This is a genomic window from Serratia sp. BIGb0234, from assembly GCF_024809915.1.
In the GTDB taxonomy this organism is placed as follows: Bacteria; Pseudomonadota; Gammaproteobacteria; order Enterobacterales; family Enterobacteriaceae; genus Serratia; species Serratia liquefaciens.
Genome location: NZ_JANUEI010000002.1, coordinates 1,046,753 through 1,072,889, shown reverse-complemented (window position 1 = coordinate 1,072,889; position 26,137 = coordinate 1,046,753). Strand labels below are relative to the sequence as shown.

The 26,137-nt window shown below is 57.4% G+C and carries 20 protein-coding genes; 3 read left to right on the top strand and 17 right to left on the bottom strand.

All coding sequences use genetic code 11. The features are described 5' to 3' along the window. Positions 1 to 31 precede the first annotated feature (31 nt). The 9 genes from fbaB to M2407_RS11955 all read right to left on the bottom strand — a co-directional run bounded on the left by fbaB (position 32) and on the right by M2407_RS11955 (position 10,870). A complete protein-coding gene (gene fbaB, locus M2407_RS11995) occupies positions 32 to 1,081 on the bottom strand; it encodes a class I fructose-bisphosphate aldolase (RefSeq protein WP_012146277.1) in 1,050 nt (349 codons plus the stop codon). Positions 1,082 to 1,286: 205 nt separating this feature from the next. After that, a complete protein-coding gene (locus M2407_RS11990; RefSeq protein ID WP_259218230.1) occupies positions 1,287 to 1,973 on the bottom strand; it encodes a GntR family transcriptional regulator in 687 nt (228 codons plus the stop codon). Between the two features lie 145 nt (positions 1,974 to 2,118). Then, the gene (locus M2407_RS11985; protein WP_259218228.1) at positions 2,119 to 3,612 is read right to left on the bottom strand and encodes a mannitol dehydrogenase family protein; all 1,494 of its coding nucleotides are present in this window, start codon (positions 3,610 to 3,612) and stop codon (positions 2,119 to 2,121) included. Between the two features lie 54 nt (positions 3,613 to 3,666). Next, the gene (locus M2407_RS11980) at positions 3,667 to 4,956 is read right to left on the bottom strand and encodes an MFS transporter (protein ID WP_020828104.1); all 1,290 of its coding nucleotides are present in this window, start codon (positions 4,954 to 4,956) and stop codon (positions 3,667 to 3,669) included. 67 nt (positions 4,957 to 5,023) lie between these two features. Further along, complete coding sequence (locus tag M2407_RS11975) at positions 5,024 to 6,040, bottom strand: Zn-dependent oxidoreductase (protein ID WP_259218367.1); 1,017 nt, start codon at positions 6,038 to 6,040, stop codon at positions 5,024 to 5,026. A gap of 14 nt (positions 6,041 to 6,054) precedes the next feature. Next, positions 6,055 to 7,269: a D-mannonate dehydratase ManD gene (manD, locus tag M2407_RS11970; protein WP_020828102.1), complete on the bottom strand. Its 1,215-nt coding sequence runs from the start codon at positions 7,267 to 7,269 to the stop codon at positions 6,055 to 6,057. A gap of 212 nt (positions 7,270 to 7,481) precedes the next feature. Beyond that, positions 7,482 to 8,399 (bottom strand): lipid kinase YegS, encoded by a 918-nt coding sequence (gene yegS / locus M2407_RS11965; protein ID WP_020828101.1) that lies wholly within the window; start codon positions 8,397 to 8,399, stop codon positions 7,482 to 7,484. Between the two features lie 473 nt (positions 8,400 to 8,872). Next, positions 8,873 to 10,225: a tRNA 5-hydroxyuridine modification protein YegQ gene (yegQ, locus tag M2407_RS11960; protein ID WP_041414820.1), complete on the bottom strand. Its 1,353-nt coding sequence runs from the start codon at positions 10,223 to 10,225 to the stop codon at positions 8,873 to 8,875. 306 nt (positions 10,226 to 10,531) lie between these two features. Beyond that, positions 10,532 to 10,870, bottom strand: a complete 339-nt coding sequence (locus M2407_RS11955) for a YegP family protein (RefSeq protein WP_020828098.1) — start codon at positions 10,868 to 10,870, stop codon at positions 10,532 to 10,534. Between the two features lie 350 nt (positions 10,871 to 11,220). Between M2407_RS11955 and M2407_RS11950 the strand changes: the two genes are divergently transcribed. Continuing rightward, entirely contained in the window at positions 11,221 to 11,484 is a 264-nt protein-coding gene (locus tag M2407_RS11950) for an antitoxin (RefSeq protein WP_020828097.1), read from the top strand. A gap of 2 nt (positions 11,485 to 11,486) precedes the next feature. After that, positions 11,487 to 11,873 carry a type II toxin-antitoxin system VapC family toxin gene (locus M2407_RS11945; RefSeq protein ID WP_020828096.1) on the top strand — a complete coding sequence of 129 codons (387 nt, stop codon included), beginning with the start codon at positions 11,487 to 11,489 and terminating at the stop codon, positions 11,871 to 11,873. A gap of 6 nt (positions 11,874 to 11,879) precedes the next feature. Here M2407_RS11945 and baeR read toward each other — a convergent pair whose 3' ends face one another. The 6 genes from baeR to M2407_RS11915 are packed head-to-tail and all read right to left on the bottom strand — an operon-like array spanning position 11,880 to position 22,862. Beyond that, the gene (baeR, locus tag M2407_RS11940; RefSeq protein ID WP_020828095.1) at positions 11,880 to 12,596 is read right to left on the bottom strand and encodes a two-component system response regulator BaeR; all 717 of its coding nucleotides are present in this window, start codon (positions 12,594 to 12,596) and stop codon (positions 11,880 to 11,882) included. Beyond that, positions 12,596 to 13,978: a two-component system sensor histidine kinase BaeS gene (gene baeS / locus M2407_RS11935; protein ID WP_046372938.1), complete on the bottom strand. Its 1,383-nt coding sequence runs from the start codon at positions 13,976 to 13,978 to the stop codon at positions 12,596 to 12,598. The genes baeR and baeS overlap by 1 nt, the downstream gene beginning before the upstream one ends. Beyond that, positions 13,978 to 15,408, bottom strand: coding sequence for an MFS transporter (locus M2407_RS11930; RefSeq protein ID WP_020828093.1), 1,431 nt, complete (start codon positions 15,406 to 15,408; stop codon positions 13,978 to 13,980). Before M2407_RS11930 ends, baeS begins: the two co-directional genes overlap by 1 nt. 10 nt (positions 15,409 to 15,418) lie before the next feature. Further along, entirely contained in the window at positions 15,419 to 18,499 is a 3,081-nt protein-coding gene (gene mdtC / locus M2407_RS11925; protein WP_259218206.1) for a multidrug efflux RND transporter permease subunit MdtC, read from the bottom strand. After that, positions 18,496 to 21,615, bottom strand: coding sequence for an MdtB/MuxB family multidrug efflux RND transporter permease subunit (locus tag M2407_RS11920; RefSeq protein WP_259218205.1), 3,120 nt, complete (start codon positions 21,613 to 21,615; stop codon positions 18,496 to 18,498). The genes mdtC and M2407_RS11920 overlap by 4 nt, the downstream gene beginning before the upstream one ends. Next, positions 21,615 to 22,862: an MdtA/MuxA family multidrug efflux RND transporter periplasmic adaptor subunit gene (locus M2407_RS11915; protein ID WP_041415587.1), complete on the bottom strand. Its 1,248-nt coding sequence runs from the start codon at positions 22,860 to 22,862 to the stop codon at positions 21,615 to 21,617. The genes M2407_RS11920 and M2407_RS11915 overlap by 1 nt, the downstream gene beginning before the upstream one ends. Positions 22,863 to 23,131: 269 nt before the next feature. Between M2407_RS11915 and M2407_RS11910 the strand changes: the two genes are divergently transcribed. Beyond that, complete coding sequence (locus M2407_RS11910) at positions 23,132 to 24,085, top strand: aldo/keto reductase (RefSeq protein ID WP_128865061.1); 954 nt, start codon at positions 23,132 to 23,134, stop codon at positions 24,083 to 24,085. Positions 24,086 to 24,090: 5 nt separating this feature from the next. Here M2407_RS11910 and M2407_RS11905 read toward each other — a convergent pair whose 3' ends face one another. Together M2407_RS11905 and yegD are read right to left on the bottom strand one after the other, a co-directional pair. Then, positions 24,091 to 24,615 carry an AAA family ATPase gene (locus M2407_RS11905; RefSeq protein WP_115058291.1) on the bottom strand — a complete coding sequence of 175 codons (525 nt, stop codon included), beginning with the start codon at positions 24,613 to 24,615 and terminating at the stop codon, positions 24,091 to 24,093. An 89-nt stretch (positions 24,616 to 24,704) separates the two neighbouring features. Continuing rightward, positions 24,705 to 26,057 carry a molecular chaperone gene (yegD, locus tag M2407_RS11900; RefSeq protein ID WP_020828087.1) on the bottom strand — a complete coding sequence of 451 codons (1,353 nt, stop codon included), beginning with the start codon at positions 26,055 to 26,057 and terminating at the stop codon, positions 24,705 to 24,707. Between the last annotated feature and the right edge of the window lie 80 nt (positions 26,058 to 26,137).

Sequence of the window (26,137 nt, the reverse complement as noted above, 5' to 3'; positions counted from 1 at the left end):
GCTGGAGAAACGAACTGGGTGTGGCTTGGGATCAGGCGATGGTGACTTTCTTGTCCAGGTAGGTGTCCTGAACGGCATTGATCAACGCCACGCCTTCTTTCATCGATTTCTTGAACGCCTTGCGCCCCAGAATCAGGCCCATGCCGCCTGCGCGTTTGTTGATGACCGCGGTGCGAACCGACTCCTGCAGGTCATTCTCACCGGCGGCACCGCCGGAGTTAATCAACCCGGCGCGGCCCATATAGCAGTTGGCCAGTTGGTAGCGCACCAAATCGATCGGATGGTCGGTAGTTAGCTTGCTGTAAACGCGGTCATCGGTATAACCGAATTTCACCGCGCGGTAGCCGCCGTTGTTTTCCGCCATTTTTTGCTTAACGATATCGGCGCCGATAGTGGCGGCAATGTGGTTGGCCTGGCCGGTGAGATCGGCACTGGAATGATAGTCCACGCCATCTTTGTTGAACGCCGGGTTGCGCAGATAGGCCCACAGCACGGTGACCATACCCAGCTCGTGAGCGCGCTCGAAGGCGCTGGAAATTTCTTCAATCTGGCGGCGTGACTGCTCGGAACCAAAGTAAATAGTGGCGCCGACCGCAACCGCGCCCATGTTGAACGCTTGCTCGACGCTGGCGTACAGCGTCTGGTCGTATTGGGTCGGGTAGCTCAGGGTTTCGTTATGGTTCAGTTTGACCAGGAACGGAATTTTGTGCGCGTAGCGGCGCGAGACTGACGCCAGCACGCCATAAGTGGAGGCGACGCAGTTACAACCGGCCTCAATGGCCAGTTCGACGATATTTTTCGGATCAAAATACAGCGGGTTAGCGGCGAAAGACGCGCCGGCAGAATGCTCAATGCCCTGATCGACCGGCAGAATAGACAGGTAGCCGGTGCCGGCCAGGCGGCCATGGTTAAGCAGGCTTTGCATTGAACGCAACACGGTGTTGGGGCGGTTGTTATCGATCATTATCCGGTCAACAAAGTCGGCGCCCGGCAGGTAGAGATTTTCAGCAGGGATGGTAGTACAGCGGTGTTGCAACAGGTCTTCCGCTTCCTTTCCTAACAACTGTGCAATATCAGTCATGATTAACTCCCGATTTAGCTTCTTCATACACCGGCAACCTAAGGTATCTGACCACCGGCGTAGCAAAAAGCGGTGATTGAAGCTGATAGAACGATAGTAATGAAATCCTGACGGCAAGGAGAAACAATAGATGCGATTGAGAGGAATTGCCATTTGCGTGGCCAAATACGTGGGGACGATCGCCCCACGGAAGATTTGTGGCTGATTATTCGACCTCAAACCACTCGGTATTTTGCATAGAGATAGGGGTAATGGAGTAAATCATCTCTTGCAGGTGTTCATGAATGGCGCGCTCGGCAGCGTCGGTATCCTGTGCTTTCAGCGCTTCAAAAATGCGGTAATGCTGTTGGATCAGGCTTTCCGGCGGCGAAACCTCGCTCAGGCTGAGAAAGCGCACCCGATCCATGGTGGCCTTGATGGTTTCGATGGTTTCCCAGGCCAGCGGGCAGTCGGCAAACTGGGTTAGCAACTGGTGGAACTCGTCGTCCAGTGCCAAAAACTCACGGGTTTGCCGATTTTGCGCCGCCAACGTCTGGCGATGCAAATTATGCTCCAGCGTCATCAGCTGCTCCGCCGTGATCCGTTCTGCGACACGACGAACAATCGCGCATTCCACTGCCTGACGAATAAAGCGCCCGTCGGCTACCCGCTTGGCGGAAATCTTCATCACGAAAGTACCGCGCTGCGGCAGGATCTGCACCAGTCCCGCTTCCGCCAGCTTGATAAAGGCCTCGCGCACCGGCTGACGTGAAACGCTAAAGCGGGTGGAGATCTCTTTCTCAGACAACAAGGTGCCGGGGGGAATGGTGCAATCGACGATATCCTTACGTAGGAACCGATAGATTTGCTGATTGACCGGGAGGTTGTTGGTAAGGCTGTAGGTTTCAGACATGGTGAAGATCGGTAATCTGGCTGAGATTCGGGTGCCACCATACTAGCAGATTATTCTTTGATGGCGGGCGGATTAATCCACCCACTTAATATGATAACTCAATGATGTCATTCGCTGGCCAGGGGCTTCGGCACAGTGACATCCATCATCGTGCTTCCGATGTGTTTTCGATGACGGGCAGCGCGGCAACGGTGGCTCGAGCCCCCTGCGCCAGCAGCGTAAGGTAGGCATCGGTCACCACCTTGACGAACCGTAAGCTGTCCGGCAGATCGCACCCAAACACCGTTTCAAGCTGCAGCAGCGCCAATACCCGTTCGGCGCCTTCGCGGCTGTTGCCGACCCGTTCGGCAAGACGTTCACGCAGGGGATCGTTGATTTCGATAACCTGACCCTGTTCGTCCTGGCCGCCGACGTAACGCATCCAGGCGGCCACCCCTAAAGCCAGGCAGCTAAAATCGCTGCCCTGTGCCAGGTGCCAGCGGATGGCGTCCAGCAAACGCTGTGGCAGTTTTTGCGTGCCGTCCATGGCGATTTGTCCGGTGCGGTGTTTCAGCGCACCATTGCGATAGCGAGCCAGCAGCGATTCGGCGTACTGCGTCAGATCCACACCGCTGACTTGCAGCGTCGGCGCCTGTTCCGCCAGCATCAGATGGCGCGCCGCACCCACAAAATGCGCATCCTGCATGCAGTCGCTGATGTGCGCATAGCCGGCCAAATAGCCCAGATAAGCCAGAAAAGAATGGCTGCCGTTGAGCATCCGCAGCTTCATTTCTTCGTAAGGCAGCACGTCGTGGACCAGTTCGGCGCCGACCTTTTCCCACGCCGGACGCCCCTGTGGGAAGTTATCTTCTATTACCCATTGGCTGAAGGGCTCGCAGGCGACAGCGACCGGATCGACGATACCACCCAGTAAACCTTCAATCTGCCGCAGCGTTTCCGCCGTCATCGCTGGAACAATGCGGTCGACCATGGTGGAGGGAAAAGCGACATGCTGTTGAACCCACGCCGCCAGTTCCGCATCCTGTCGCAGCGCCAGTTGGCAGAGCAGGTTGCGGGTCACCTGGCCATTGGCCGGCATGTTGTCGCAGGACATCACGGCGAATGCCGGCAGCCCGCGCTCACGACGTAGCCGTAGCCCCGCCAGCAGCAAACCGGGGGCGGACTTTGGCCGCTGCGGGTGGGCGATATCATGCTGAATGTCCGGATGTTCAGCCAGCAACTGGCCACTGGCGGGATGATAACAGTAGCCTTTCTCGCTGATGGTCAGTGAAACGATAGCGACTTCCGGCTGCGCCATAGCTTCAAGTACGGCTTCCAGCCCGTCGACCTGCAGATGCAGCGCTTGCCTGATAATGCCGACAACCTGACCTCGCCAGCCGCTGTCGTCCATTTCGGCCACCGTATATAACAGGTCCTGACGTTGTATATCGGCGATTTTTTGCTGGCCGTTGTGCATGCTGATCACGCCGTAGCCCCAATCGCTGGCGTGATCCTTTGCCAGAAGCTCGGCGTAAATCGCCTGATGAGCCCGGAAAAATGCGCCAAAACCGAGGTGTACGATTCGGGGTTTTAGCCGTTGGCGATCGTAGCCTGGTGCTGCAATTGCCGCCGGTAGCGCGGCGGTGCTGGAAAGCGTCATGTTGTCGTTCCTGAAGAAGGGGAAAGCGGGGCGACCTTGGCCGCCCCTGAAGCATTAAGATTTCGAGATTTGCGGCTGTACGGTGTTGCGCGGTGCCTTGATCACCAACAGCACCAGCACTGCACCCAGCGCAGCCACGCCGCCAGCCAACATAAAGGCGCTGTCGAACTTACCGGTGTTTTGCACAATGTAGCCGGTCACGATAGGGCCAATGATGCCGGAAACGCTGCCGACCAAATGGATAAAGCCACTGGCACCGCCGACCCGGGACTTATGCACCACGTCCTGAATAATCGCCCAGTAAATGGCGCCGGTGATGTACAGGAAGAAGATCGATACTGACATCAGTACCACCGCCGGTACTACGCTGCTGACGGTACCCGCCAGGGCCACGCAGATGGCCGCCGCCAGCAGGCTGGTGACCAGCACGATCTTGCGCGACAGCAATAGCTTGCCGGTGATATTGAAAATCTTGTCGGAGATATAGCCGCCGAGCGCCAGCCCGACAAAGCCGACAATCCACGGGATCATGGTGGTGAGGCTCATTTCCTTGATGTTCAGGTTATGCGCCTGAACCAGATAGGAAGGGAACCAGCTCAGGAAGAAGAACAGGATGTAGTTGTAGCAGAAGAAAGCGAACGCAGTGACCAGGATGATCGGCTGTTTCAGGTAGTAACCCAACCCGTGTGCCGCGTTGCTCAGCTCTTCTTCCGCGCTGTGGGTTTCCTGTTTCATCCGGTTGACCAGCGCAAGTTCCTCATCGCTGACGCGTTTGCTTTTCGCCGGATTATCCGCCACCACGAAGAACCACACCAGCATCCAGACGATACCGATCGAGCAGATAATCATAAACGCCGGTCGCCAGCCGAACGCCAGTGCCAGATAGCCGACGATTGGCCCGGCGACGGCACCACCCAAAGGTGAACCGGCGCTGAGCAGCCCCATGGCGGTTGCGGCCTGTTTCTTCGGGAACCAGCCGTTGATCATCTTATTGGCCGAGGCGCAGATTGGCCCTTCTGCCATGCCGAACAGCACGCGCAGGATCAGCATGGAATAGAAACCGGTGGCTAATGCCGTCATGCCGCAGAAAATCGACCACAGGCCAACGGCGACACCGAGCACCAGCGTCGGGCCGAACTTGTCTACCGCCAGCCCGCCGACAAAGTTGAAGATGGCGTAACCGAAGAAGAAGCTGCCGAAGATGATGCCGAACTGTTCGGCATTTAACATCAGATCCTTCTCGATCATCGGCACGGTAATCGACAGCGCAACGCGGTCGAGGTAGTTGATCATGTATACCATAAACAGCAGGAATACGATGGTCCAACGCAGGTTTTTAAACATAAAGCACTCCACTTATGTTGTTTTCATTGTGATGCTTAGTTCTTTGCAAAGGTGGCGACGCCGGGTGCTAATCGAACTGTAATAACACCTTGCAGCAGGTGCGCTGGTCTTGTTCGAACATCAGCATCGCCTGCTCAACCTCGCTGGCCGACACGCAGTGGGTAATTAATCGTTGCGGATCGATTTTGCCGCAGGCCATCCAATCGATGACCTGCGGGAAGCGCCCGCTGTTTAGGCGTGAGGAGAAAATCGACAGCTCCTTGCTGGTGATGCTTTGCTGGGTCAGGGTGCAGGCCTCGCCGGAGAAGCCCATGATGCCGATACGCGCCGCCGGTGATGCCAGGTTAATCGCCTCCTGCAAAATGGCCGGATGGCAGGCGGCGTCGACGATCAGCGTCGGCTGGAGTCCGCGCCGCTCCAACTCGGCTTGCAGCGAGCCTTCAGCGTTATTGAAGGTCCAGTCGGCACCGTTTTCCTGCGCCATCACCAGGCGCTCACTGATGCGGTCGGTCACGATCACCTGCTTCACGCCGTAGACCCCTTTCAGCGTTTGGATCACCGTCAGCCCCATCGGCCCGGCGCCGTAGATCAGTGCGATGTCATCGGCAGTGGGTTGCAGGTGGGCGGTGATATTGGCGCCAATGGTGAAGGGTTCGACCATGGCGGCATGGCGATCGCTGATGCTGTCCGGGATGCGGTAGGCATTGCGCGCCGGGGCGCAGGCGTAGTCGCTGAATCCCCCGTCGCGGTGCACGCCAATTACCTGCAGCTCGGTGCAGACGTTAGGGCGGCCTATAGAGCAAGGGTAGCAATGCCCGCAACTGACGACCGGATCGACCGCAACGCGTTCCCCGATGCGTTGTGGATCGACATCGCACCCCACTTGGTCAATGACGCCAAAAAACTCATGCCCGATGACGCGCGGGTAGCGAGCGAAAGGGTTATGGCCATGGTAGATATGCACATCTGAGCCGCAAATACCGGCGAACTTTATCTTCACCCGCACTTCGTTGGCTGCCGGCTGCGGCAAGGGGCGTTGCTGGATAACCAGTTGGCCTGGTTTTTCAATGACCACGCTGTGCATGGTGCGTTCTTCTGTTACCAGTTCCATAAGGTGCCATCCTCCAGGCGTGCGACCGGCAGATAAGCCGGTTCATAGGGATAACGGGCCGCCAGTTTTTCATCGAACTCGATACCCAGCCCCGGCTTGTTGCCCGGATGCATGTAGCCGTCGTTGAAGCTCCAGCTGTGCGGGAATACTTCGAGCATCTGTTCGGAGTAGCCCATGTATTCTTGTACGCCGAAGTTAGGGACCCACAGATCAAAGTGCAGCGCCGCCGCCATGCAGATAGGGGACAAATCGGATGGCCCGTGTGAACCGGTACGTACCTGATACAGCGAGGCAAAGTCGGCGATACGGCGCATGCCGGTAATGCCGCCGGCGTGGGTCAGGGTGGTACGGATATAGTCGATCAGCTGTTCTTCGATCAGTTGCTTGCAGTCCCAAATACTGTTGAAGACTTCGCCGACGGCGATAGGGGTCACGGTATGCTGGCGGATCAAACGGAAGCATTCCTGATTTTCTGCCGGGGTCGGATCCTCCATCCAGAACAGGCGGTATTGTTCAATGCTTTTACCGAAGCGGGCGGCTTCGATAGGGGTCAGCCGATGGTGCATGTCGTGCAGCAGATGTTCGTCGAAACCGAAACGGTTACGTACTGCTTCAAACAGCTTGGGGGTGAAATCGAGGTATTTTTCCGTTGACCACAGCTGTTCTTCCGGCCAGTTGCCTTTGGTGGCGGGTTCATAAGCCAGGCCTTTGCCTTTGGCCATGCCGTAGGTGGTTTTCATGCCAGGCACACCGCATTGGGCACGAATGGCTTTAAAGCCCAACTCTTTATGTTTGGCGTAGTCGTCGAGCACTTCGTCGATGGAATGGCCGGTGGTGTGGCAGTACACCATGACGCCGGTACGCGATGCGCCACCGAGCAATTGGTACAGCGGCATATTGGCGGCCTTGCCCTTGATGTCCCACAGCGCCATGTCTACGGCAGAGATGGCGGACATGGTGACAGGCCCGCGGCGCCAGTAGGCGCCTTTATAGAAGAACTGCCATATGTCTTCGATCTGATGGGCGTCCCGGCCGATCAACTGCGGACAGACATGATCTTTCAGATAGGACGCCACCGGTAGTTCACGGCCATTAAGCGTGGCGTCACCGATACCGGTAATGCCCTCGTCGGTGGTGATCTTCAGCGTGACAAAATTCCTGCCTGGGCAGGTCACAAATACCTCTGCGTTAACAATCTTCATAACGTCTTTATCCTGTTCGCACGGGTCATCATATTGGACGGAAAATACGCCATGAACGAACTACCATACAAGTATGATTTAAAGGATTTGCCGGAGAGGATCACATTTCGATGCGGAATAAAGTGCAAGCGACAGGCGGTAAATTATTTGGGATAAAGGGGCTGATGCTATGACGAGTGGCGCTCAGCCTTGCCGGTGAGCGCCATAGACGGTTATTCGGGGGTAGGGCCTTGACCCAACAGCCCGCAGTTTGGCGGCAGGCGACATTCAATGGCATGCGGCAACACTTCAATGCGAAAATGCTTGCCCTTCAGGGGTTCACCGTCGAGGTTAAAGGTCATCTCGTGCGGGGCCTTGATCTCCAACCACGGCAGTGCGGCGCTGATGACGTTTTTGTTTTCTTCATCGTTAAACAGGCTGGCTACCAGCGCCGGCAGTAGTTCATCCGCGATCAACAGGCGCAGTTGCAGCAAGCCGTCGTTGATCAGCGCGTCCGGGCAGAGTTGCTGACCACCTCCGGCCTGTTTGCCATTGCCGATGCCGATGACCAACGCATTGCCTGCCCAGTGGAAATCCGGCCCGCGGATCTCGCAGCGGTCGGCCTTGAGCGTATCCATGCGCAACAAACCGTGGATAAAGTAGGACACGCCACCCAGCGCCGCCTTCAGCTTTTCTGGTGTTTCGGTGGTGATGCGTGTGCCGAATCCGCCGGTCGCCATATTGATGAAATAGCGTTCATCGTTCACTTTCGCCAGGTCTATCGGCACCGCGCGGCCTTTTACTGCCAACCGCAATGCCTGTTCCGGCATCAAAGGAATGTTGCAGGCCATGGCAAAGTCATTGGCGGTGCCCAGCGGCAGAATACCCAGTACCGGGCGCCCGGCCGCCGGCAAGGCCGTTAGCGCCGCAGCCACTTCGTTGATGGTGCCGTCACCACCGCCGGCAATCAGCGTTTTAACACCCAGTTGGCAGGCTTCCCGTGCGTAACGCGCTGCGTCACCCTGTTCCCAGGTTACGCGAACGTGAAGAGGCTGGCCTTCATCTCGCAACTTTTGTACTGCAAGGCGCACCTCGTCGTTGCCGGCGCCTTTGCCGTTAATGATAAGAAGCGCTGGTGCTGGTGAATGCATTCCCGATATCTCCCGGCTGTAAACTATAGGGCAACGATAAACTACCCATCGGCGGCAGGCCATCAGAATATTCAGTTAATTCTGATTAATCCTGACCTGGCAGAGATTATTTCTGCAGGATTGACTTAAATTAAGATATATCCGTGGGAAAGTTAGTGGTTTTTGTTAATGCATTAATTAATCGTTGTAGCTTTATTTTTATATCGCCATGACAACAGGCCGTAATGAAAAATAGGCAAGTCAGTGAATTGAAAGCTAATGGATATATTAGATAGGATTATTTTACGATATCAAAGAAAAAGCCAGTCCAAGGGAGATTGGACTGGCTAAGGAGGTGGTTCCTAGTATTGCTATGCAAATCTTTTTCGTTCTTAGTTTTAAGCAGCCTGATGTTAACCAAGCTGCGGAGTAATTGATGTGATCCAATTCTAATATTTGCTAAAAAATGCCATTAAAGGATCGCTCCCTGCATTTTATGCCGCAGGAGTATTGGTATCCGGCAAATTTCGGATCAGCAACGCGTAATTGAGATCGATATCTTGCGGGATCGGCAAATAAACGATATGGCCGTTACCCGGCGCTACGTCGATCGCTTCACCTTTCTTATTTTGCATGCTCTCCAGGGTAAACAAGACGTTACCTCCTGGGGTCATCATTTCTACGCTGTCGCCGAGTAGGAATTTGTTTTTCACGTCAACTTCAGCCCAGCCGTCACGCCGTACCCCGGTGAATTCGCCGACAAACTGTTGGCGCTCAGACAGCGATGAACCGTAATCGTAGTTTTGCTGCGCTTCGTGTACGTGACGGCGCAGGAAGCCTTCGGTGTAACCCCGATGTGCCAGGCCTTCGAGCGTGGTCAACAGAGTGGGATCGAAAGGCTTGCCGGCGACGGCGTCATCGATGGCGCGACGATAGACCTGCGCGGTACGCGCGCAGTAGTAGAAGGATTTGGTGCGGCCTTCAATCTTCAGCGAATGCACACCAAGTTGCGTCAGGCGTTCCACGTGCTGGATGGCGCGCAAATCCTTCGAGTTCATGATGTAAGTGCCGTGTTCATCCTCAAAGGCGCTCATGTATTCACCCGGTTTCTGCGCTTCGGACAGCATGAACACCTTGTCGGTGGGGGCCCCGATGCCCAGCGTCGGCTCGACGGTCTGTACCGGGATCGGTTCATGCATATGCACGATGTTGCCGGTCTCGTCTTCTTTACCTTCTTCCGCTTTGTACTGCCAGCGGCAGGCGTTGGTGCAGGTGCCCTGGTTAGGATCGCGTTTGTTGATATAGCCGGACAGCAGGCAGCGGCCGGAGTAGGCCATGCACAGCGCACCGTGGACGAAGATTTCCAGTTCCATCTCCGGCACCTGGGTGCGGATTTCGGCGATCTCCTCCAGCGACAGTTCACGCGACAGGATCACCCGCGTCAGGCCCATTTGCTGCCAGAATTTTACCGTCGCCCAGTTTACCGCGTTTGCCTGCACCGACAGGTGGATATCCATCTGCGGGAAGGCTTCACGTACCATCATGATCAGGCCGGGATCGGACATGATCAGCGCGTCCGGGCCCATGTCGATCACGGGTTTAAGATCGCGCAGGAAGGTTTTCAGCTTGGCATTGTGCGGGGCGATATTCACTACCACGTAGAAGCGTTTTCCCAACGCATGGGCTTCGTTAATCCCCTGCGCCAGATTCTCGTGGTTGAATTCATTGTTACGTACCCGCAGGCTGTAACGCGGCTGGCCTGCATAAACCGCGTCGGCGCCATAGGCAAAGGCGTAACGCATGTTTTTCAGCGTGCCGGCTGGGGAGAGGAGTTCCGGTGTAAACATAATGAGTCTCGGTCTGATTTCAGGTCAGTATACCTCTGTCTTTCTAACCGCAGCGTTGTTGGCTGCATTCGTTCACCCCAGTCACTTGGTCTACCAAGCTCCCGGAGACTCACGAACTTGCCGCCTAGCTGCTGTATGAAAGCCAGTGGGTATAACGCGCCCCAAATGGCGCAGTAACAGTAAAAGCGGGGAATTGTAGCCGCAGCGCGGCGAGAAATCAGCAGGTAACCGGATTTATTACAGGGAGATTGATCCTGGTCATAAGAAAAACGCGCGATGGCGGGCATCGCGCGCCTTACAGATGCATCACGCGCTCAGATCGCGCACGTCGGTGGCCGGACCGTTTTTGATCACCGACTGAATACCGTTCTTTGCCGCAGTTTCAGAGCTGTACATCTCACTGACGCCGATCACCTGATGGTTTTTGGCTTTCAGCACGAAATAAGGCTGATTGCTGGTGCTGTGCTTCAGTTCGTATTGTGCTTCGTGGGGGGAATTGGTTTGCACCGAGGCAATGCCATTCTCCGCCGAGGCCTTGCTGGCGTACATCTCGCTGGCCAGAATGATTTCGCCATTGCTGGCTTTCAGGTTGAAGTGGTATTGCCCATTCTTTGCTTTTTTCAGCTCATAGTGACCGATTGCCATGGTTCTTCTCCTGTGGGTTCCGATTAGTGATGTAAGTGTAGCCAATGGCTTGAAATTGAGCGGCTAATAAACCGGACTTGAGAAGGGTAGCGCAAAAAAAACGCCATTTTTTTGCGCTGACAGGGAGTTTTGTGCAGCGGATACTGCTGTAGCACGGGAAGCTAACGGGGGATTGTCATGCCGAAATTTTGCGCAGCCCGCCGCATTCTTGAGCCCGCAGTCTTTCAACCGCAACCTGGGAAGGCTAGGGTGAGGCCGTTGCATTATTGCGGTCAAAAAATAAGCGCGCATATTGGCATCTCCCCTTAACAGGCATATGCTTAGGCCTATGCCTGTTAAGGGGGATGGAAATGGAAAGAGTCGCGAAACTGTTTAAAAACGGCAGAAATCAGGCGGTGAGGTTACCCGTGGAATTCGAATTTGATACAGATCGTGTGTATATCCGCCGCGATCGGGAGGGAAACGTGATTTTATCTAAATATCCGGCCAAACCTGACAGCTGGGCTCCGCTGCTGCAAATGATCGAAAAAACGCAGGTACCGCATGACTTTCTGGCGGCTGATGAACGTCAGCAGGGCAGTGCCACCCGCGATCCGTTCGCCGGGGAAGAGTAAGCATGTATATGTTTGACACCAATACGGTCAGCCAACTGTTCCGTCGGCATCCCCGCTTGCTGAGCCTAATGGAAAAAATCCCGCCTTCTGCGGTATGCATTTCCAGCATTACGCAGGCGGAACTGCTTTATGGCGTAGCCAAGCGGCAGAACCTTGCGCTGAAAGCGACGGTCGCGGCATTTCTTGATTCCGTGACGGTATATGCCTGGGACAGTGAAGCCGCGCATTGCTATGGCACGCTGCGGGCGGAAATGACGCAAAAGGGGCGGGTGATGGGGGCCTTGGATCAGCTTATTGCCGCCCACGCGCAGAGCCGCGGAGCGACAATAGTGACTAACGACCGGGCGTTTGCCATGGTGCCAGGCCTGACGGTAGAAGACTGGACCTAGGGCCGATTAAAGCCCGTTCACCAGGCGGCAAGGTTCGGACTCCCAGCGGTAACCGACGCCGTACACGGAGCGGATAAATGATTTCTCGCCGTCGATCAGCTCCAGTTTGCGCCGCAGGTTTTTGATGTGGCTGTCGATGGTACGATCGGTCACCACCCGGTAGTCGTCATACAGATTATTCAGCAGCTGCTCGCGCGAGAACACGTTGCCCGGCTGGCTGGCCAGGGTTTTCAACAGGCGAAACTCCGCCGGAGTGAGATCCAGCATCTGCCCCTGATAGCTGGCCTGAAAGCGCGGTTCGTCAATGTGAAGCTGCGTTTCTTCCTGCATATTGTCCAATGGGCGATAGCAGCGGCGCAAAATGGTTTTTACGCGCGCAACCACTTCACGCGGGCTGTAAGGTTTGCAGATATAATCGTCTGCACCGATCTCCAGCCCCAGCAGGCGGTCGATCTCTTCAATTTTTGCCGTCACCATCACCACCGGAATATCGGTGAAACGGCGCAGTTCTCGGCATACCGTTAACCCATCGCTGCCCGGCAGCATCAGATCCAACAGGATCAGCGCCGGCGAATGTTCATGTACCGCCGGGACCACCTCGCTGCCGTTGGTCAGCCAACGCGTGGCATATCCCGCCGCCTGCAGGTAGTCCACCAGCAGTTGGCCGAGCTTGGGCTCATCTTCAACAATCATAATTTGCAACGGTTGATTCTGGGTTTCCATCATGACGCCTTATTCATTACCGGGGTGGCGAATTCTACTGTAATCCGCACGCCGCCCAAAGGCGAGTGCTGGGCGTAGATCGTCCCGTTGTGTGCTTCCACTATGTTTTGACAGATTGACAACCCCAGACCGGAGCCGCCACTGGCGCGGTTACGCGAACCTTCGGTACGGTAAAAACGTTCGAAAATGCGCGCCAACTGATCGTCATTGACGCCCGGCGCGCTATCCTGCCAGTAAATCAGCAGGCGGCCTGGCTGCGTCTGGGCGCCAATCTCCAGCTTGCCGCCGGCGTCGGTGTAACGCAGGCTGTTTTCCAGCAGGTTGTTGAATAGTTGGTTAAGCCTGTCCGGATCGCCAAACAGCGGTGCCTGTTCTGGCAGTTGGGTCACGATGTCCAACCCTTTGGCGTGAAAACGCTCGCGGAAGCTGGCAACCGCGATTTGCAGTAAATGCACGCAATCAACCTGCGATTTACGGTAGGCGAGCGCACCGAGATCGGATAACGACAGTTGATGCAGATCGTCCACCAGTTTGGTCAGGGTGGAGACTTCGGCCTGCAAGGAGCCCAGCGAAGCAGCCGTAGGCTGACGTACGCCGTCCTGCAGTGCCTCCAGCTCACCGCGCAGCACCGCCAGCGGGGTACGCAACTCGTGCGAGACGTCGGCCATTACGGCGCGCCGCATCTGCTCATTTTTTTCCAATGAGGTAGCGAGCTGGTTGAAGTCATGCGCTAGCCGGCCCAGTTCATCCTGGCTGCTGACGGCTACGCGGGTGCTGAAATCGCCAGCCGCCAGCCGGTGGGTACCGGCTACCAGCCGTTTGACCGGCGCCAGCAACCCGCGCGACATCAGCCAGGTGACCGCCGCTGCCAGCAGGGTGGACAGGGCGACAATCATCCAACTGGTGCGTCTTTGCTGCTGATCGAAACTGATGTCGGTATTACGTGTCAGCCTCTCTATGGGCGTCGTAATTACCCAGCCGACGATTTCATTGTTGTAGCGAATCGGATGACGCGGGCCCTCCTTCGGTACCGGGCCGGAATGCCCCACCAGCCGGTTGTACTGGCTGTCCACCACCCAAAACTGGGTGCGCCAGCCTTTGGGCGGCAAATTGTGGCTGCTGTCGCTGTTTTGTTCGAACGAACGCATGATCTGGTAAATCACCTGATCGTTATTGCGCAGAAAAACCCAGTTACCGTGACGACTGTACTGTTCTTCCAATGCTTCGCTCAGCATGTTGATGCGCTGCTCGTTGCTGTTTTTGATGTAGTCGATAAAACCGCGCTCGAAGCTGATGCGAACGCCCCAATGCATGGTAATGAGCACCAACATGCAGGTGGCGAAAATGGCCATGAACAGCTTGCCGGTGATGCCTATTTTCATTATTGCAACCTCGTGGAGCCGGTCCCCGGCTCTTTGGTCAGCGTACGGTTGGGGGCGGTATCGGCCGGAACGCGGGCGAAGGCCAGCGCGGGCAGCGCGATGATCAACGCCATGCAACAGTAGCTGTAAATAAATGCGCTATGGATGGCCGGGCTGTCGGTAACCACCTGATGATGGGCAAAGCTGCCGATCAGAATACCGGCGATGCTGACGCCGAGGCTCATCGACAGCTGCATCACCATCGACAGCAGGCTGTTGCCGCTGCTGGCCAGTCGATCCGGCAGATCTTTCAGCGTCAGGGTGTTCATGGCCGAGAAGCGCAATGAGTTGACCATGCCCTGGAAGAACAGTACTACCGGCAGCAGCCAGATCCAGCCCAGCATCGCCACCAGCGGGAAACTCAGGCTGATCAACGCCAGCATCAGCGTGGCGGCAACCAGCACGTTACGGTAACCGAAACGGTTAACCACCCGCACCACAATGCGTTTCATTCCCATGCTGCCGATAATCATCGGGATCATCATCAGCCCGGCGTGGAACGGGGAGAAGCCCATGCCGACCTGCATAAACAGCGGTGTCATAAAGGGCAACATGCCGCTGCCGATACGGCCCAGCAGGCTGGCCGTCAGCCCCACTTTATAGGTTTGGGTTTTGAATAACCGCAGTGAGAACAATGCGCGGCTGTTGCCATGCGCATGCCACCAGTAACCCGCCAGTGCCGCGATGCCGGCAACCACCAGCGCGGCGATGGCGGGAGAGGAGAGCCCCATTCCTTTGTGGCCGTCGAGCGCCAGCGTCAGCGTCGCCATGCCGATCGCCAGCATGATAAAGCCGCTGATGTCGAAGCGACGGGTCTGCATGCGGTAATTGGGCATCAGCAGCAACGTGGCGATGGCACCGGCGATCCCCACCGGGATATTGATCAGGAAAATCCAGTGCCAACTGGCGTACTGCACCAGAAAACCGCCCAACGCCGGCCCCATTAACGGGCCAATTTGGCCGGGCAGGGTGACGAAGGTCATCGCGGCCATATACTGTTCGCGCGGGACGATTTTCATCACCGTCAGGCGACCCACCGGTACCATCATGGCGCCGCCGATGCCCTGGATCACGCGCGAGGCGATCAGCTCATTCAGCGTCTCAGAACGGGCGCACAGAATGGACCCCAGAGTAAACAACACGATGGCGCTGAAGAACACCCGCTGAACCCCAAATCGATCCGCCAACCAGCCGCTGGCAGGCAGCATCACCGCCACCGTCAGCACATAGGAGACAATCACTGACTGCATGCGCAGCGGGTTCTCCCCCAGGCTGACGGCCATCGACGGCAGGGCGGTGTTGACGATAGTGGTGTCCAGCGTCTGCATAAAGAAGCCGAACGCCACGATCCAAAGTTGCCATTGTACGGAGGCGGTGTGTTTTATCAGCATCGGGTGGCCATTATTGAGACAATGGATCCAGTTTCTTGCCGCGACGGAATTTTATCTGCAGCCGGTCAAAATACAGGTACACCACCGGGGTGGTGTACAGCGTCAACAGCTGGCTGACGATCAGGCCTCCGGCGATGGTGATGCCAAGCGGTTGACGCAGCTCGGCGCCGTCGCCGTGGGTCAACACCAGCGGCAATGCGCCAAACAGCGCCGCCAGGGTGGTCATCATGATTGGCCTGAAGCGCAGCAGGCACGCCTGGAAAATGGCGTCATGTGCGCTGATGCCGCCATTGCGCTGCGCGTCGAGGGCAAAATCGACCATCATGATGGCGTTTTTCTTCACGATACCGATCAACAGCATAATGCCAATCAACGCTATCAGGCTGAACGGCGCACCGAACAGCTCCAGCGCCAGCAGGGCACCCACCCCGGCGGAGGGCAGGGTGGACAGAATGGTCAGCGGATGAATGTAACTTTCATAAAGAATGCCCAGCACGATATACACAGTAGCGATGGCGGCGGCGATCAGCAGCAACTGAGATTTCAGCGTTTCCTGGAACACCTGGGCGGTCCCGGCAAAAGCGCCGCGTACGGTGGAAGGCACGCCGAGCGCCGTCATGGTTCGCTCTACGGCGGAGGTGGCGTCCGACAGGCTGCCGCCGTCCGGCAGGTTAAACGAAATAGTCGACGCGGCCGACAGACCCTGATGATTGACCGACAGCGGTGCATTGGCGGGGCGCCAACTGGCAAAGTAGGACAGCGGGATTGCCTTGCCGTCTTTGTTGATCACAAACATTTTGTCCAGTGAGCTGACGTCCTGGGTGTATGGGGGGGCGACTTCCATCACCACTTTGTACTGATTGAGCGGTTGATAGATAGTCGAAATCTGACGTTGGCCAAAGGCGTTATTCAGCAGGTTGTTGGCATCGGAAACCGAAATACCCAAACGGGCCATGGTCTCGCGATCGTAAACCAGATCCATTTCTGAACCTTTGTCCTGCTGATCGGAGTTGACGTCTGCCAGCTCTGGCAGTGCAGCCAGCGCAATACGGATTTTCGGTTCCCATTCGCGCAGCGCGGCGAGATCGTCCGCCAACAGCGTGTACTGGTAACTGGCGTTAGCCTGCCGGCCGCCGACGCGGATATCCTGCACCGCCATCAGGAACAGACTGGCTCCTGGTTCTTTCGCTAACCGGGCACGCAGCCGGGCAATCACTTTCTGTGCATCGTCGCTGCGCACTGACAGCGGTTTTAACGAGATAAACATCGATCCGCTGTTGGTGCGTGAACCGCCGGTGAAACCGGTGACGTTTTCCACATCCGGATCTTCACGCACGATCTTCATGAAATCTTCCAGCTTAACGCGCATAGCCTGGAAGGAGATGCTCTGGTCTGCCTGGATAAAGCCCATCAGTCGGCCGGTGTCCTGCTCCGGGAAGAAGGTTTTCGGAATGCTGATATACAGCCAGACATTGAGCGCGATGGTGGCGAGAAATAGGGCCAATACCCAGCGTGAATGGCCAAGCACCCAGCTCAGCGAGCGTCCATAGCCTTTTTGCAGCGCCAGCAGCATTTTACCGAAACCACGAATGCGCCGCTGCGCTCGCGGCGGCTGGTGACGCAGCAGGTAGGCGCACATCATCGGCGTCAGCGTTAGAGAGATAATCAAAGACAGCCCGATCGAGACTGACAGAGTGACGGCAAACTCGCGGAACAGCCTGCCGGGCAGGCCTTCCATCAGCAGCAGCGGGATAAATACCGCCACCAGCGACACGCTCATCGACAGCACGGTAAAGCCGACCTCCCGAACCCCCTGCAACGCGGCGTTCAGCGGTTTCATGCCGGCTTCGACGTGGCGCGAAATATTTTCCAGCACCACGATGGCATCATCGACCACAAAGCCGGTGGCGATGGTCAGCGCCATCAGCGACAGGTTATTCAGGCTGAAGCCGCACAGGTACATCGCGGCAAAAGAGCCGATCAGCGACACCGGTACTGCCACCGCCGGGATCAGCGTCGCGCGCCCGGACCGCAGGAAGATGAACACCACCAATATCACCAGCCCAATGGCGATCACCAGCGACTGTTCCACTTCCGCCAGCGAAGCACGGATGGTTGGCGAGCGATCCTGCGCGATATTCAGCTGAATGGACGCCGGGATGTTGTCTTGCAAGGCGGGCAATTCGGCGCGAATGCGATCGACGGTTTCGATGATGTTGGCGTCCGGCGCCCGGCTGATGGCCAGAATAATCGCCGGTTTGGCGTTGGTCATCCCGGCGTTGCGTACGTCCTGTACCGAGTCTTTGATCTCGGCCACGTCGCTCAGGCGTACCGCCGCGCCGTTGTTGTAGTGGATAATCAGCGGGCGATAAGCCTCGGCGGTTTTCAATTCATCATTAGCCTGGATCTGCCAGCGCTGCTGCTGATTGTCTACCGAACCCTGCGGCCTGCGTACGTTGGCATCACTGATGGTTTGGCGCACCGCATCGAGCGATATCCCCTGATTGAACAGCGCACTTGGGTTAAGTTCGACCCGCACAGCAGGCAGTGAACTGCCGCCCACCGAGACGTCGCCCACCCCTTCGGTCTGGGCGATTTTTTGCGCCAGCTGAGTCGAGGCGAAGTCGTAAAGCTGTCCCTGGCTGTAGGTGTCGGAGGTCAGCGTCAGGATCATGATTGGCGCATCTGACGGATTGACCTTACGGTAGCTCGGGCGGCTCGGCATGCCGGTGGGCAACAGGCTTTGCGCCGCGTTGATCGCCGCCTGCACGTCACGGGCCGCGCCGTTGATATCACGGTCGAGATCGAACTGCAAAATGACCCGGGTGCTGCCGAGTGAACTCATCGAGGTCATTTCATTGACCCCGGCTATCCGGCCCAGAGCGCGTTCCAGCGGCGTAGCCACCGACGAGGCCATGGTTTCCGGATCGGCACCCGGCAACGAAGCGCTGATCGAAATCACCGGATAGTCGACCTGTGGCAGCGGCGATACTGGCAACAGGCTAAAACCAATCACACCGCTGATGGCAATTGCCAACGTCAGCAGCGTGGTGGCCACCGGTCGGTAGATGAACAGGGCGAAGAATTTCACGGCAGCTCCTGCACATCCGGCTGCCGGCGAGTGTTACGCGCCAGCTTGTCAAACAGCAGGTAGATCACCGGGGTGGTGAACAGCGTCAGGATCTGGCTCATTACCAGCCCGCCGACCATGCAAACCCCGAGCGGGTGTCGCAGTTCCGCGCCGACGCCGGTGCTGAGCATCAGCGGCAGTGCCCCCAGCAACGCCGCCAGCGTGGTCATCAGTATCGGCCGGAAACGCAGCAGGCAGGCCTGATAAATCGCATCGTACGGCGTCATACCTTGCTCACGTTCGGCGGCCAGCGCGAAGTCGATCATCATGATGGCGTTTTTCTTCACGATGCCGATCAGCAAGATGATGCCGATGATGGCGATCACATCCAGTTCGCTGCCGGCCATCATCAGTGCCAGCAAGGCACCGACCCCGGCGGTGGGCAAGGTTGAAAGAATGGTAACCGGGTGAATAAAGCTCTCATACAGCACGCCCAGCACGATATACATCGCTACCACCGCCGCCAGGATCAGCCACAGGGTCCCCCCCAACGCCGCCTGGAACGCCAGCGTCGCGCCCTGGAACTGGGTGGTGATATCTTTCGGCATATCGAGATTTTTTTCCGCCAGGGTGATGGCGTCGACCGCTTCCCCAAGCGAATAATTGCCGGCCACGTTAAAGGAGATGGTGGCCGCCGGGAACTGATCGAGATGATTGACCGATAGCGGCCCGAAACGCTCTTCGATTTTGGCAATGGTGTTCAGCGGCACGATGGTGCCGTTGCTGCTGGTCAGGCGGATCTCACTCAGCGCCGCCAACCCTGGCGTGGTGCTGACGTCATGTTCCAGCACCACCCGGTACTGATTGGCCTGGGTGTAAATGGTGGAGATCAACCGCTGGCCGAAAGCGTTGTACAGGGCGTTATCCACGTCACTCATACTGATACCGAGGCGGGAAGCCGAATCGCGATCGACGTTCACGTAGGCCACCAGTCCTTGATCCTGCCAGTTACTGGTGACGTCCGCCAACTGCGGTGCCTGTTTCAATTCCGCCATCAGCTGCGGTACCCACAGGCTGAGCTCGTCCAGCGACATGGCCTGCAGGGTAAACTGGTACTGGGTGCGGCTGACCTGGGTGTCGATGGTCAGATCCTGCACCGGTTGCAGATACAGCTTCACGCCAGGAAACTGTGTGCTCAACTGCTGCAGACGAGTGATGATGGCCGGAATACGGTCGCTGCGTTCGCTCAAGGGTTTGAGGTTGATTTGCAGCCGGCCGCTGTTGAGCGTGGCGTTGCTGCCATCGACGCCAACAAACGACGTCAGGCTCTCCACCGCCGGATCCTTGAGGATTTCTGCCGCCACCTGCTGTTGGCGCTCGGCCATATTACTGAACGACACCGACTGCGGCGCCTCCAGCGTGCCCTGAATAATGCCGTTGTCCTGTACCGGGAAGAATCCTTTCGGGATCAGCAGGTAAAGCAAGACGGTGAGCACCAGCGTGCTGAACGCCACGCCTAGCGTCAACCAGGGATGATTCAGCACGGTTTTCAGCCATTTGCCGTAGCGGGTGATGACCCGGTCAAAGAAGCGTTCAGAAGCGGCGGAAAAACGGTTCTGCTTGCGCAGGGATTCGTGGCTCAGCATGCGTGCGCACATCATCGGCGTCAGCGTCAGCGAAACCACCGCCGAAATCAAAATTGCCACCGCCAGCGTCACGGCAAATTCACGGAACAACCTGCCAACGATATCGCCCATAAACAGCAAGGGGATCAGCACGGCTACCAGCGAGAAGGTCAGTGAAATAATGGTGAAGCCGATTTCGCCGGCGCCTTTTAAGGCGGCGTCGAGCGGTTTCTCGCCCTTTTCGATATAGCGTGAAATGTTCTCGATCACCACGATGGCGTCATCGACCACAAAACCGGTGGCGATAGTCAGCGCCATCAGCGTCAGGTTATTGATCGAAAAGTCCAAAAAGTACATGGCGGCGAAGGTACCGATCAACGACAGCGGTACGGCGACGCTGGGAATAATAGTGGCCGGGACATTGCGCAAGAACACGTAAATCACCATCACCACCAGTGCTACCGCCAAGAGCAGCTCGAACTGCACGTCGCTGACTGAGGCGCGAATGGTGGTGGTTCGATCGGTCAGCACCTTGACGTCGACCGACTTGGGCAGGCTTTTAATCAACTGAGGCAGCATCTCGCGGATGCTGTCGGCGGTGGTGATGACGTTTACGCCTGGCTGGCGCTGAATATTGAGCACGATGGCCGGCTGCTTATTGGCCCAGGCCGCCAGCCGGGTATTTTCCGCGCCTTGTTCGATGGTGGCGATATCCTGCAGGCGGATAGCCGCACCGTTCTGGTAAGCGACAATCAGCTGACGATAGTCGTTGGCTGATTTCATCTGGTCATTGGCCGAAAGGGTGACCGAACGCGTCGGGCCGTCCAGGCTACCTTTGGCAGAGTTGACGTTGGCGTTGCTGATGGCGGTGCGGATGGTTTCGCTGTCCAGACCGTAGGCGGCAACGGCCGCCGCATTGAGCTTCACGCGGACTGCCGGCCGTTGGCCACCGGAAATGGTCACCAGTCCGACGCCGGTGACCTGAGATATTTTCTGCGCGACACGGGTTTCCACCATGTCTTCCACCTGGGTCATCGGCATGGCGCTGGAGGTCACGGCCAGCGTCAGGATCGGTGGATCGGCCGGGTTAACCTTGCTGTAAATCGGCGGGTAGGGCAGATCGTTCGGTAACAGGTTAGTGGCGGAGTTGATTGCCGCCTGCACTTCCTGTTCGGCGACGTCGAGCGGCAGCTCAAGCTGGAATTGCAAGGTGACGACCGAGGCGCCACCGGAACTTTGCGATGCCATCTGCTTGAGGCCGGACATCTGGCCAAACTGACGCTCCAGCGGAGCCGTGATCGCCGAGGTGACCACGTCCGGGCTGGCTCCGGGATACAGCGTGACCACCTGAATGGTCGGATAGTCGACCTCCGGCAGGGCGGACACCGGCAGAGCGCGATAACCGATGATCCCCGCCAGCAGGATCGCCAACATCAACAGCGTGGTGGCAACCGGCCGCAGTATAAACAGGCGGGATGGACCGCCGCCGGCGTTAGGTGGCATCACCTGCATCAGGATTTCCCCTGGGTGCGAGGTGAGTGGATTGGTTTGCCGGCCGCAGAAGCCGCCTGCGGCGTGACCACCTCAACCTGCATGCCTTCGGTCAGGCGATCTATGCCGTCGGTCACCACCCGGTCACCGGCGTTCAGCCCGGCGTTAATCACCACTTTTTGGCTGTCCTGCACGCCGGTGGTCACCAAATGTTTACTGACCTTGTTATCTTCGCTCAGGGTCCAGACGAAGTTGCCTTCGTTGCCCATCTGCAAGGCCGCCGTAGGGATAACGATCGCATCCAGCAGCGTGGCCACTTTCAGGCGTGCATTAACAAATTGGTTGGGGAACAGCGCGTCATCCTCGTTGGTGAAGCGCGCTTTCAGTTTGATGGTGCCGGTGGTGGTGTCGATTTGGTTATCCAGGCTCAGCAGTGAACCGGTCGAAAGCAGATTTTGGTTGGTGCGATCCCAGGCTTCGACGCTGACCGGGCCAGCTTTTTGCGCTTTGATCAAATCGCTGATAGTAGCCTCAGGCAGGGTAAATACCACATCGATAGGGTGAGTTTGGGTGATCACCACAATGCCGGTGGTGCTGCCGCTGGTGATGTAATTACCGACGTCCACCAGCTTCAGACCGACACGACCGTCAATTGGTGCGGTGATACGGCTGTAGGTGATTTGCAGCTTGGCGCTGTCGACGGAGCCCTGATCGGCTTTGATTGCGCCTTCGGTCTGTTGCACCAGCGACAGCTGAGTGTCCAGATCCTGCCGCGACACCAGATTGGTTTTGGCCAGTTGCTGATAACGTGCCAGATCGCGCCGGGCATTGGCGAGGGTGGCCTGATCTTTGGCCAGTTGTCCCTGCGCTTGAGCCAGTTGTACCTGGAACGGACGCGGGTCAATTTCAACCAGCAAATCGCCGGCTTTGACCTGTTGCCCTTCGGTGAAGTGGATCGCCATCAGTTGGCCATCGACCCGGCTGGTGACGGTCACGGTGTTGGCGGCGGTAGCCGTGCCCAGCCCGGAAAGGTAACGCGGCACCGTTTGCTGTGTGGCGGTCGCAGCCTGTACCGGTGACATTGGCGCTCCCCGTCGTCCTGCGCCTGCCGCCGCTTTGCCCCCACCGGCGTGACGCGCCCCAGGGGCAGCATTGTCGGCCGGCTGCGGAGCGCTGAAGTGACGCCAAATCAGCACGGCGGCAATAGCCACAATAACCACCACCAACAGGCGTAGTAACAGTGAACGACGTGGGTTTTTTGCATTCATGGTGGCGAAAATCTCTCCAAAAGGCAGGCGTGCGGGCACTCATTGCCAAAAAAGTTACACTCCTTACAGAATACTAGTTTAGCGAGGAAAGACGGCATAAAAATGAAGGAAATATGGAGGAACCGTCAGCATTGTCCGAATAAGTTGTAGATTTGATCATGCTATGTTTATAAGCGTTGCCATCCGGCTTATAGCGAATGCGTTTTAGCGGATTTCCTGCTTTCGCGCTAATAATTATCCTGCGAATCATCAACTCCATGGAGCATGCAATGAGTCATAAAGAACTGGGCCGTTCGGGCATCAAAGTGCCGGCATTGACCTTCGGCGGTAACGTGTTTGGCTGGACGGCGGATCGCGAAACTTCATTCAGCCTGTTGGATGCGCTGGTGGAAAATCAGCTCAACTTTATCGATACCGCCGACGTGTACTCGAGCTGGGTGCCGGGCAATCAGGGCGGTGAATCGGAAACCACCATCGGCCAGTGGCTAAAAAAGAGCGGCAAGCGTGACCAGGTGATCATCGCTACCAAAGTCGGCAAGCCGATGGGCGAGGGTAAGCAGGGGCTGTCACCACGCTATATCCAGCAGGCGGTAGAGGATTCACTGCGGCGTTTGCAGACCGATTATATCGACCTTTATCAATCGCATGACGACGACCGGGACACGCCGTTGGCGGAAACCCTGGCGGCGTTCGACGACTTGATCAAGGCCGGTAAGGTGCGGGCGATAGGCGCTTCCAACTATCAGGCCGATCGTCTGGAGGAGGCATTGAAAGTCAGTGAAGAGAATGGGTTGGCGCGCTATGAGACCCTGCAACCGGAGTACAATCTTTATGCGCGTGAGGAGTATGAACGCAGCCTGGCGCCGGTGGTGCAGCGCCATGGATTGGGCGTGATTAACTTCTTCTCGCTGGCCAGCGGTTTCCTGACCGGCAAATACCGCAGTGAAAAAGATATCGGCAAGAGCCAACGTGGTGACACCATCGTTGAGCGATACCTTAATCCACGCGGTTTCAAGATTTTGGCTGCGCTGGATCGGGTTGCGGAAAAACACCACACCTCGCCAACGCAGGTTTCACTGGCCTGGCTGATAGCGCGGCCGGACATCACCGCGCCGATCGTCAGCGCCACGTCGCTAAAGCAGTTGGATGAGCTGATCAGCGCTACCCGGCTGCGGCTGGATGCCGAGGATATCCGCATCCTGAACGACGCCAGCGCCTGGTGACCTGCTCAGTTGCCGACGGCGTTAATCAAGGACAGCAACTGAGCCACGCTGGCTTCCACTGGCTGGCCTGCGGTATCAATACGGGCCACCGGGGTATGCCAGGGTAGGTAATCGTGGCGGGTGACGCTGTGCCAGTTAGGGAGGCGCAGTCCGGCAACGTCCCCGTCGCGGGTTTCAACCCTGCGACGGTGCTCGGCACTGTCTGAGCAAACCACCTCAAAATCTATGCAGGCTACACCAGCCCGTTGTGCGACGTTATGCCAGGCTTCGCGAGTGACCGGCAACGGGTTGACCGAGTCGGCAATCACCCAGTGGCCCAGACGCAGGTTGTCTTCGGCAACGCCATAAGCGGCAAAATACCCGGCGGGGCCGACGTCATCGGCCAGGGAGCCACTGTTACGGATAGCTTGTTCAAGGGTATCGATACGCAGATGCATTGCCGGTAATGCGCGAGCCAGCGCCCGTGCGAGCGTAGTTTTACCACTGCCTGGCAGCCCGGAAAGAACGATCAGCATTGTTGTTCCTGCCATGATTATGGTTCCAGCCGATACAGTACCTGATTTCGCAGCGAATGGCTTGGCGGCAGGGCGCGGCATTGAGCTACCGCGCCCTGGTGCCCTTAACGGAACAGCGTCTGCGCCCAGCGAGCCAACCCGGCGGTGACCGAGCCGAAGTCGTTGCCGCCGACGATAGGAATGCCCGGCAACTGCTGTTGTAGCGCGGCGCGCAACAGCGGGGAACGTGCGCTGCCGCCGGTGAGATAAATCACCTGCGGTGCGGTCTGGCTACTGGCCAGCGCGGCGCTGACCTGTTCCTGAATGCGCAGCAGCGGCTGTGAGATGGCCTCGGCAAGCTGATCCTGGCTGATGGTTTCTGCCAAATCAGTCTGGACGAAGGCCAGCGGAGCGCTGATGTTTTGCTGTGCCGACAGGGCGATTTTACTCTCCTCCGCGGCGCGCACCAGACGGTAGCTCAGGCGTTGCTGATGCACTTTCAGCAGGCGTTTAACTTTTTCAGGCTCGGCGGCATCGCGGATCAAATCGCGCAGCATGCGGCCATTGGCAGCGCTGTAAAAGTCGATCTGCGCCGGAACGTCGTTGGTGGCTACCGCGTTCCAGTAAGGCAACGCAGGCAAAGCGATGCCTTTTTCAGTTTCGCCACCCATACCGAACAGCGGCATCAACTGTTTGAACGCCAGCATGATGTCCAGATCGTTACCGCCAACGCGGCAACCGCTGTGGCCCAGCAGGCTTTGCTGGCGATCGGCACGGTCACGCCATTGCGGCCCCATCAACAGCACCGAACAGTCGGTTGTCCCGCCGCCGATATCCACCACCAGCACGGTTTTTTCTTCTTCCAGGGTCGCTTCGAAATCCAGGCCTGCGGCGACCGGCTCGAACTGGAATTCAATGTCTTTGAAGCCTGCACGCTCGGCAGCGCGGTGCAAAATACCCTGCGCCTGGCGGTTGGCTTCTTCGCCACCGATGCCCTGGAAGTTGATCGGACGGCCGATCACCGCCTGGCTGATGCTGTCTTGCAGTACGTTTTCCGCCTGACGTTTGATGTGGAACATCATGGCGCACACCAGATCTTCAAACAGCGCGATCTGTTGTGGTTTCAGGCCGTTGGCGCCGAGGAAGGATTTCGGTGAGCGGACAAAATACACTTCTTCCGGATCTTCAACGTAGTGCGCCAGCGCCTGCAGGCCAAACAGCACGCTGTCGCTGGCGACCGGGATATCTTCTTCGCGGTTATAGTTGATTGCCCGGCGTAGCAACTGCTGGTTTTCCTCGCTGGCGGTCGGCACCTGCCAGTGGCGGTGCAAACACTCGCTGACGGCTTCGCGCGTCGGAGCACACAGCATCGACGGCAGATAGGGCTCGTTGTTTTCCAGCGTCAGCAGCTCGGGGCCATTTTCTCGCATCACTGCGACGGAACAGTTGGCCGTTCCGTAGTCAAATCCAATAAACATGTCTTTTCTCTATCCCCATGCCAATGAAGGGGGGCGACTTTACCCGAGACTCGGCCCCTGGGCAATCTGAGAGCGCTTAA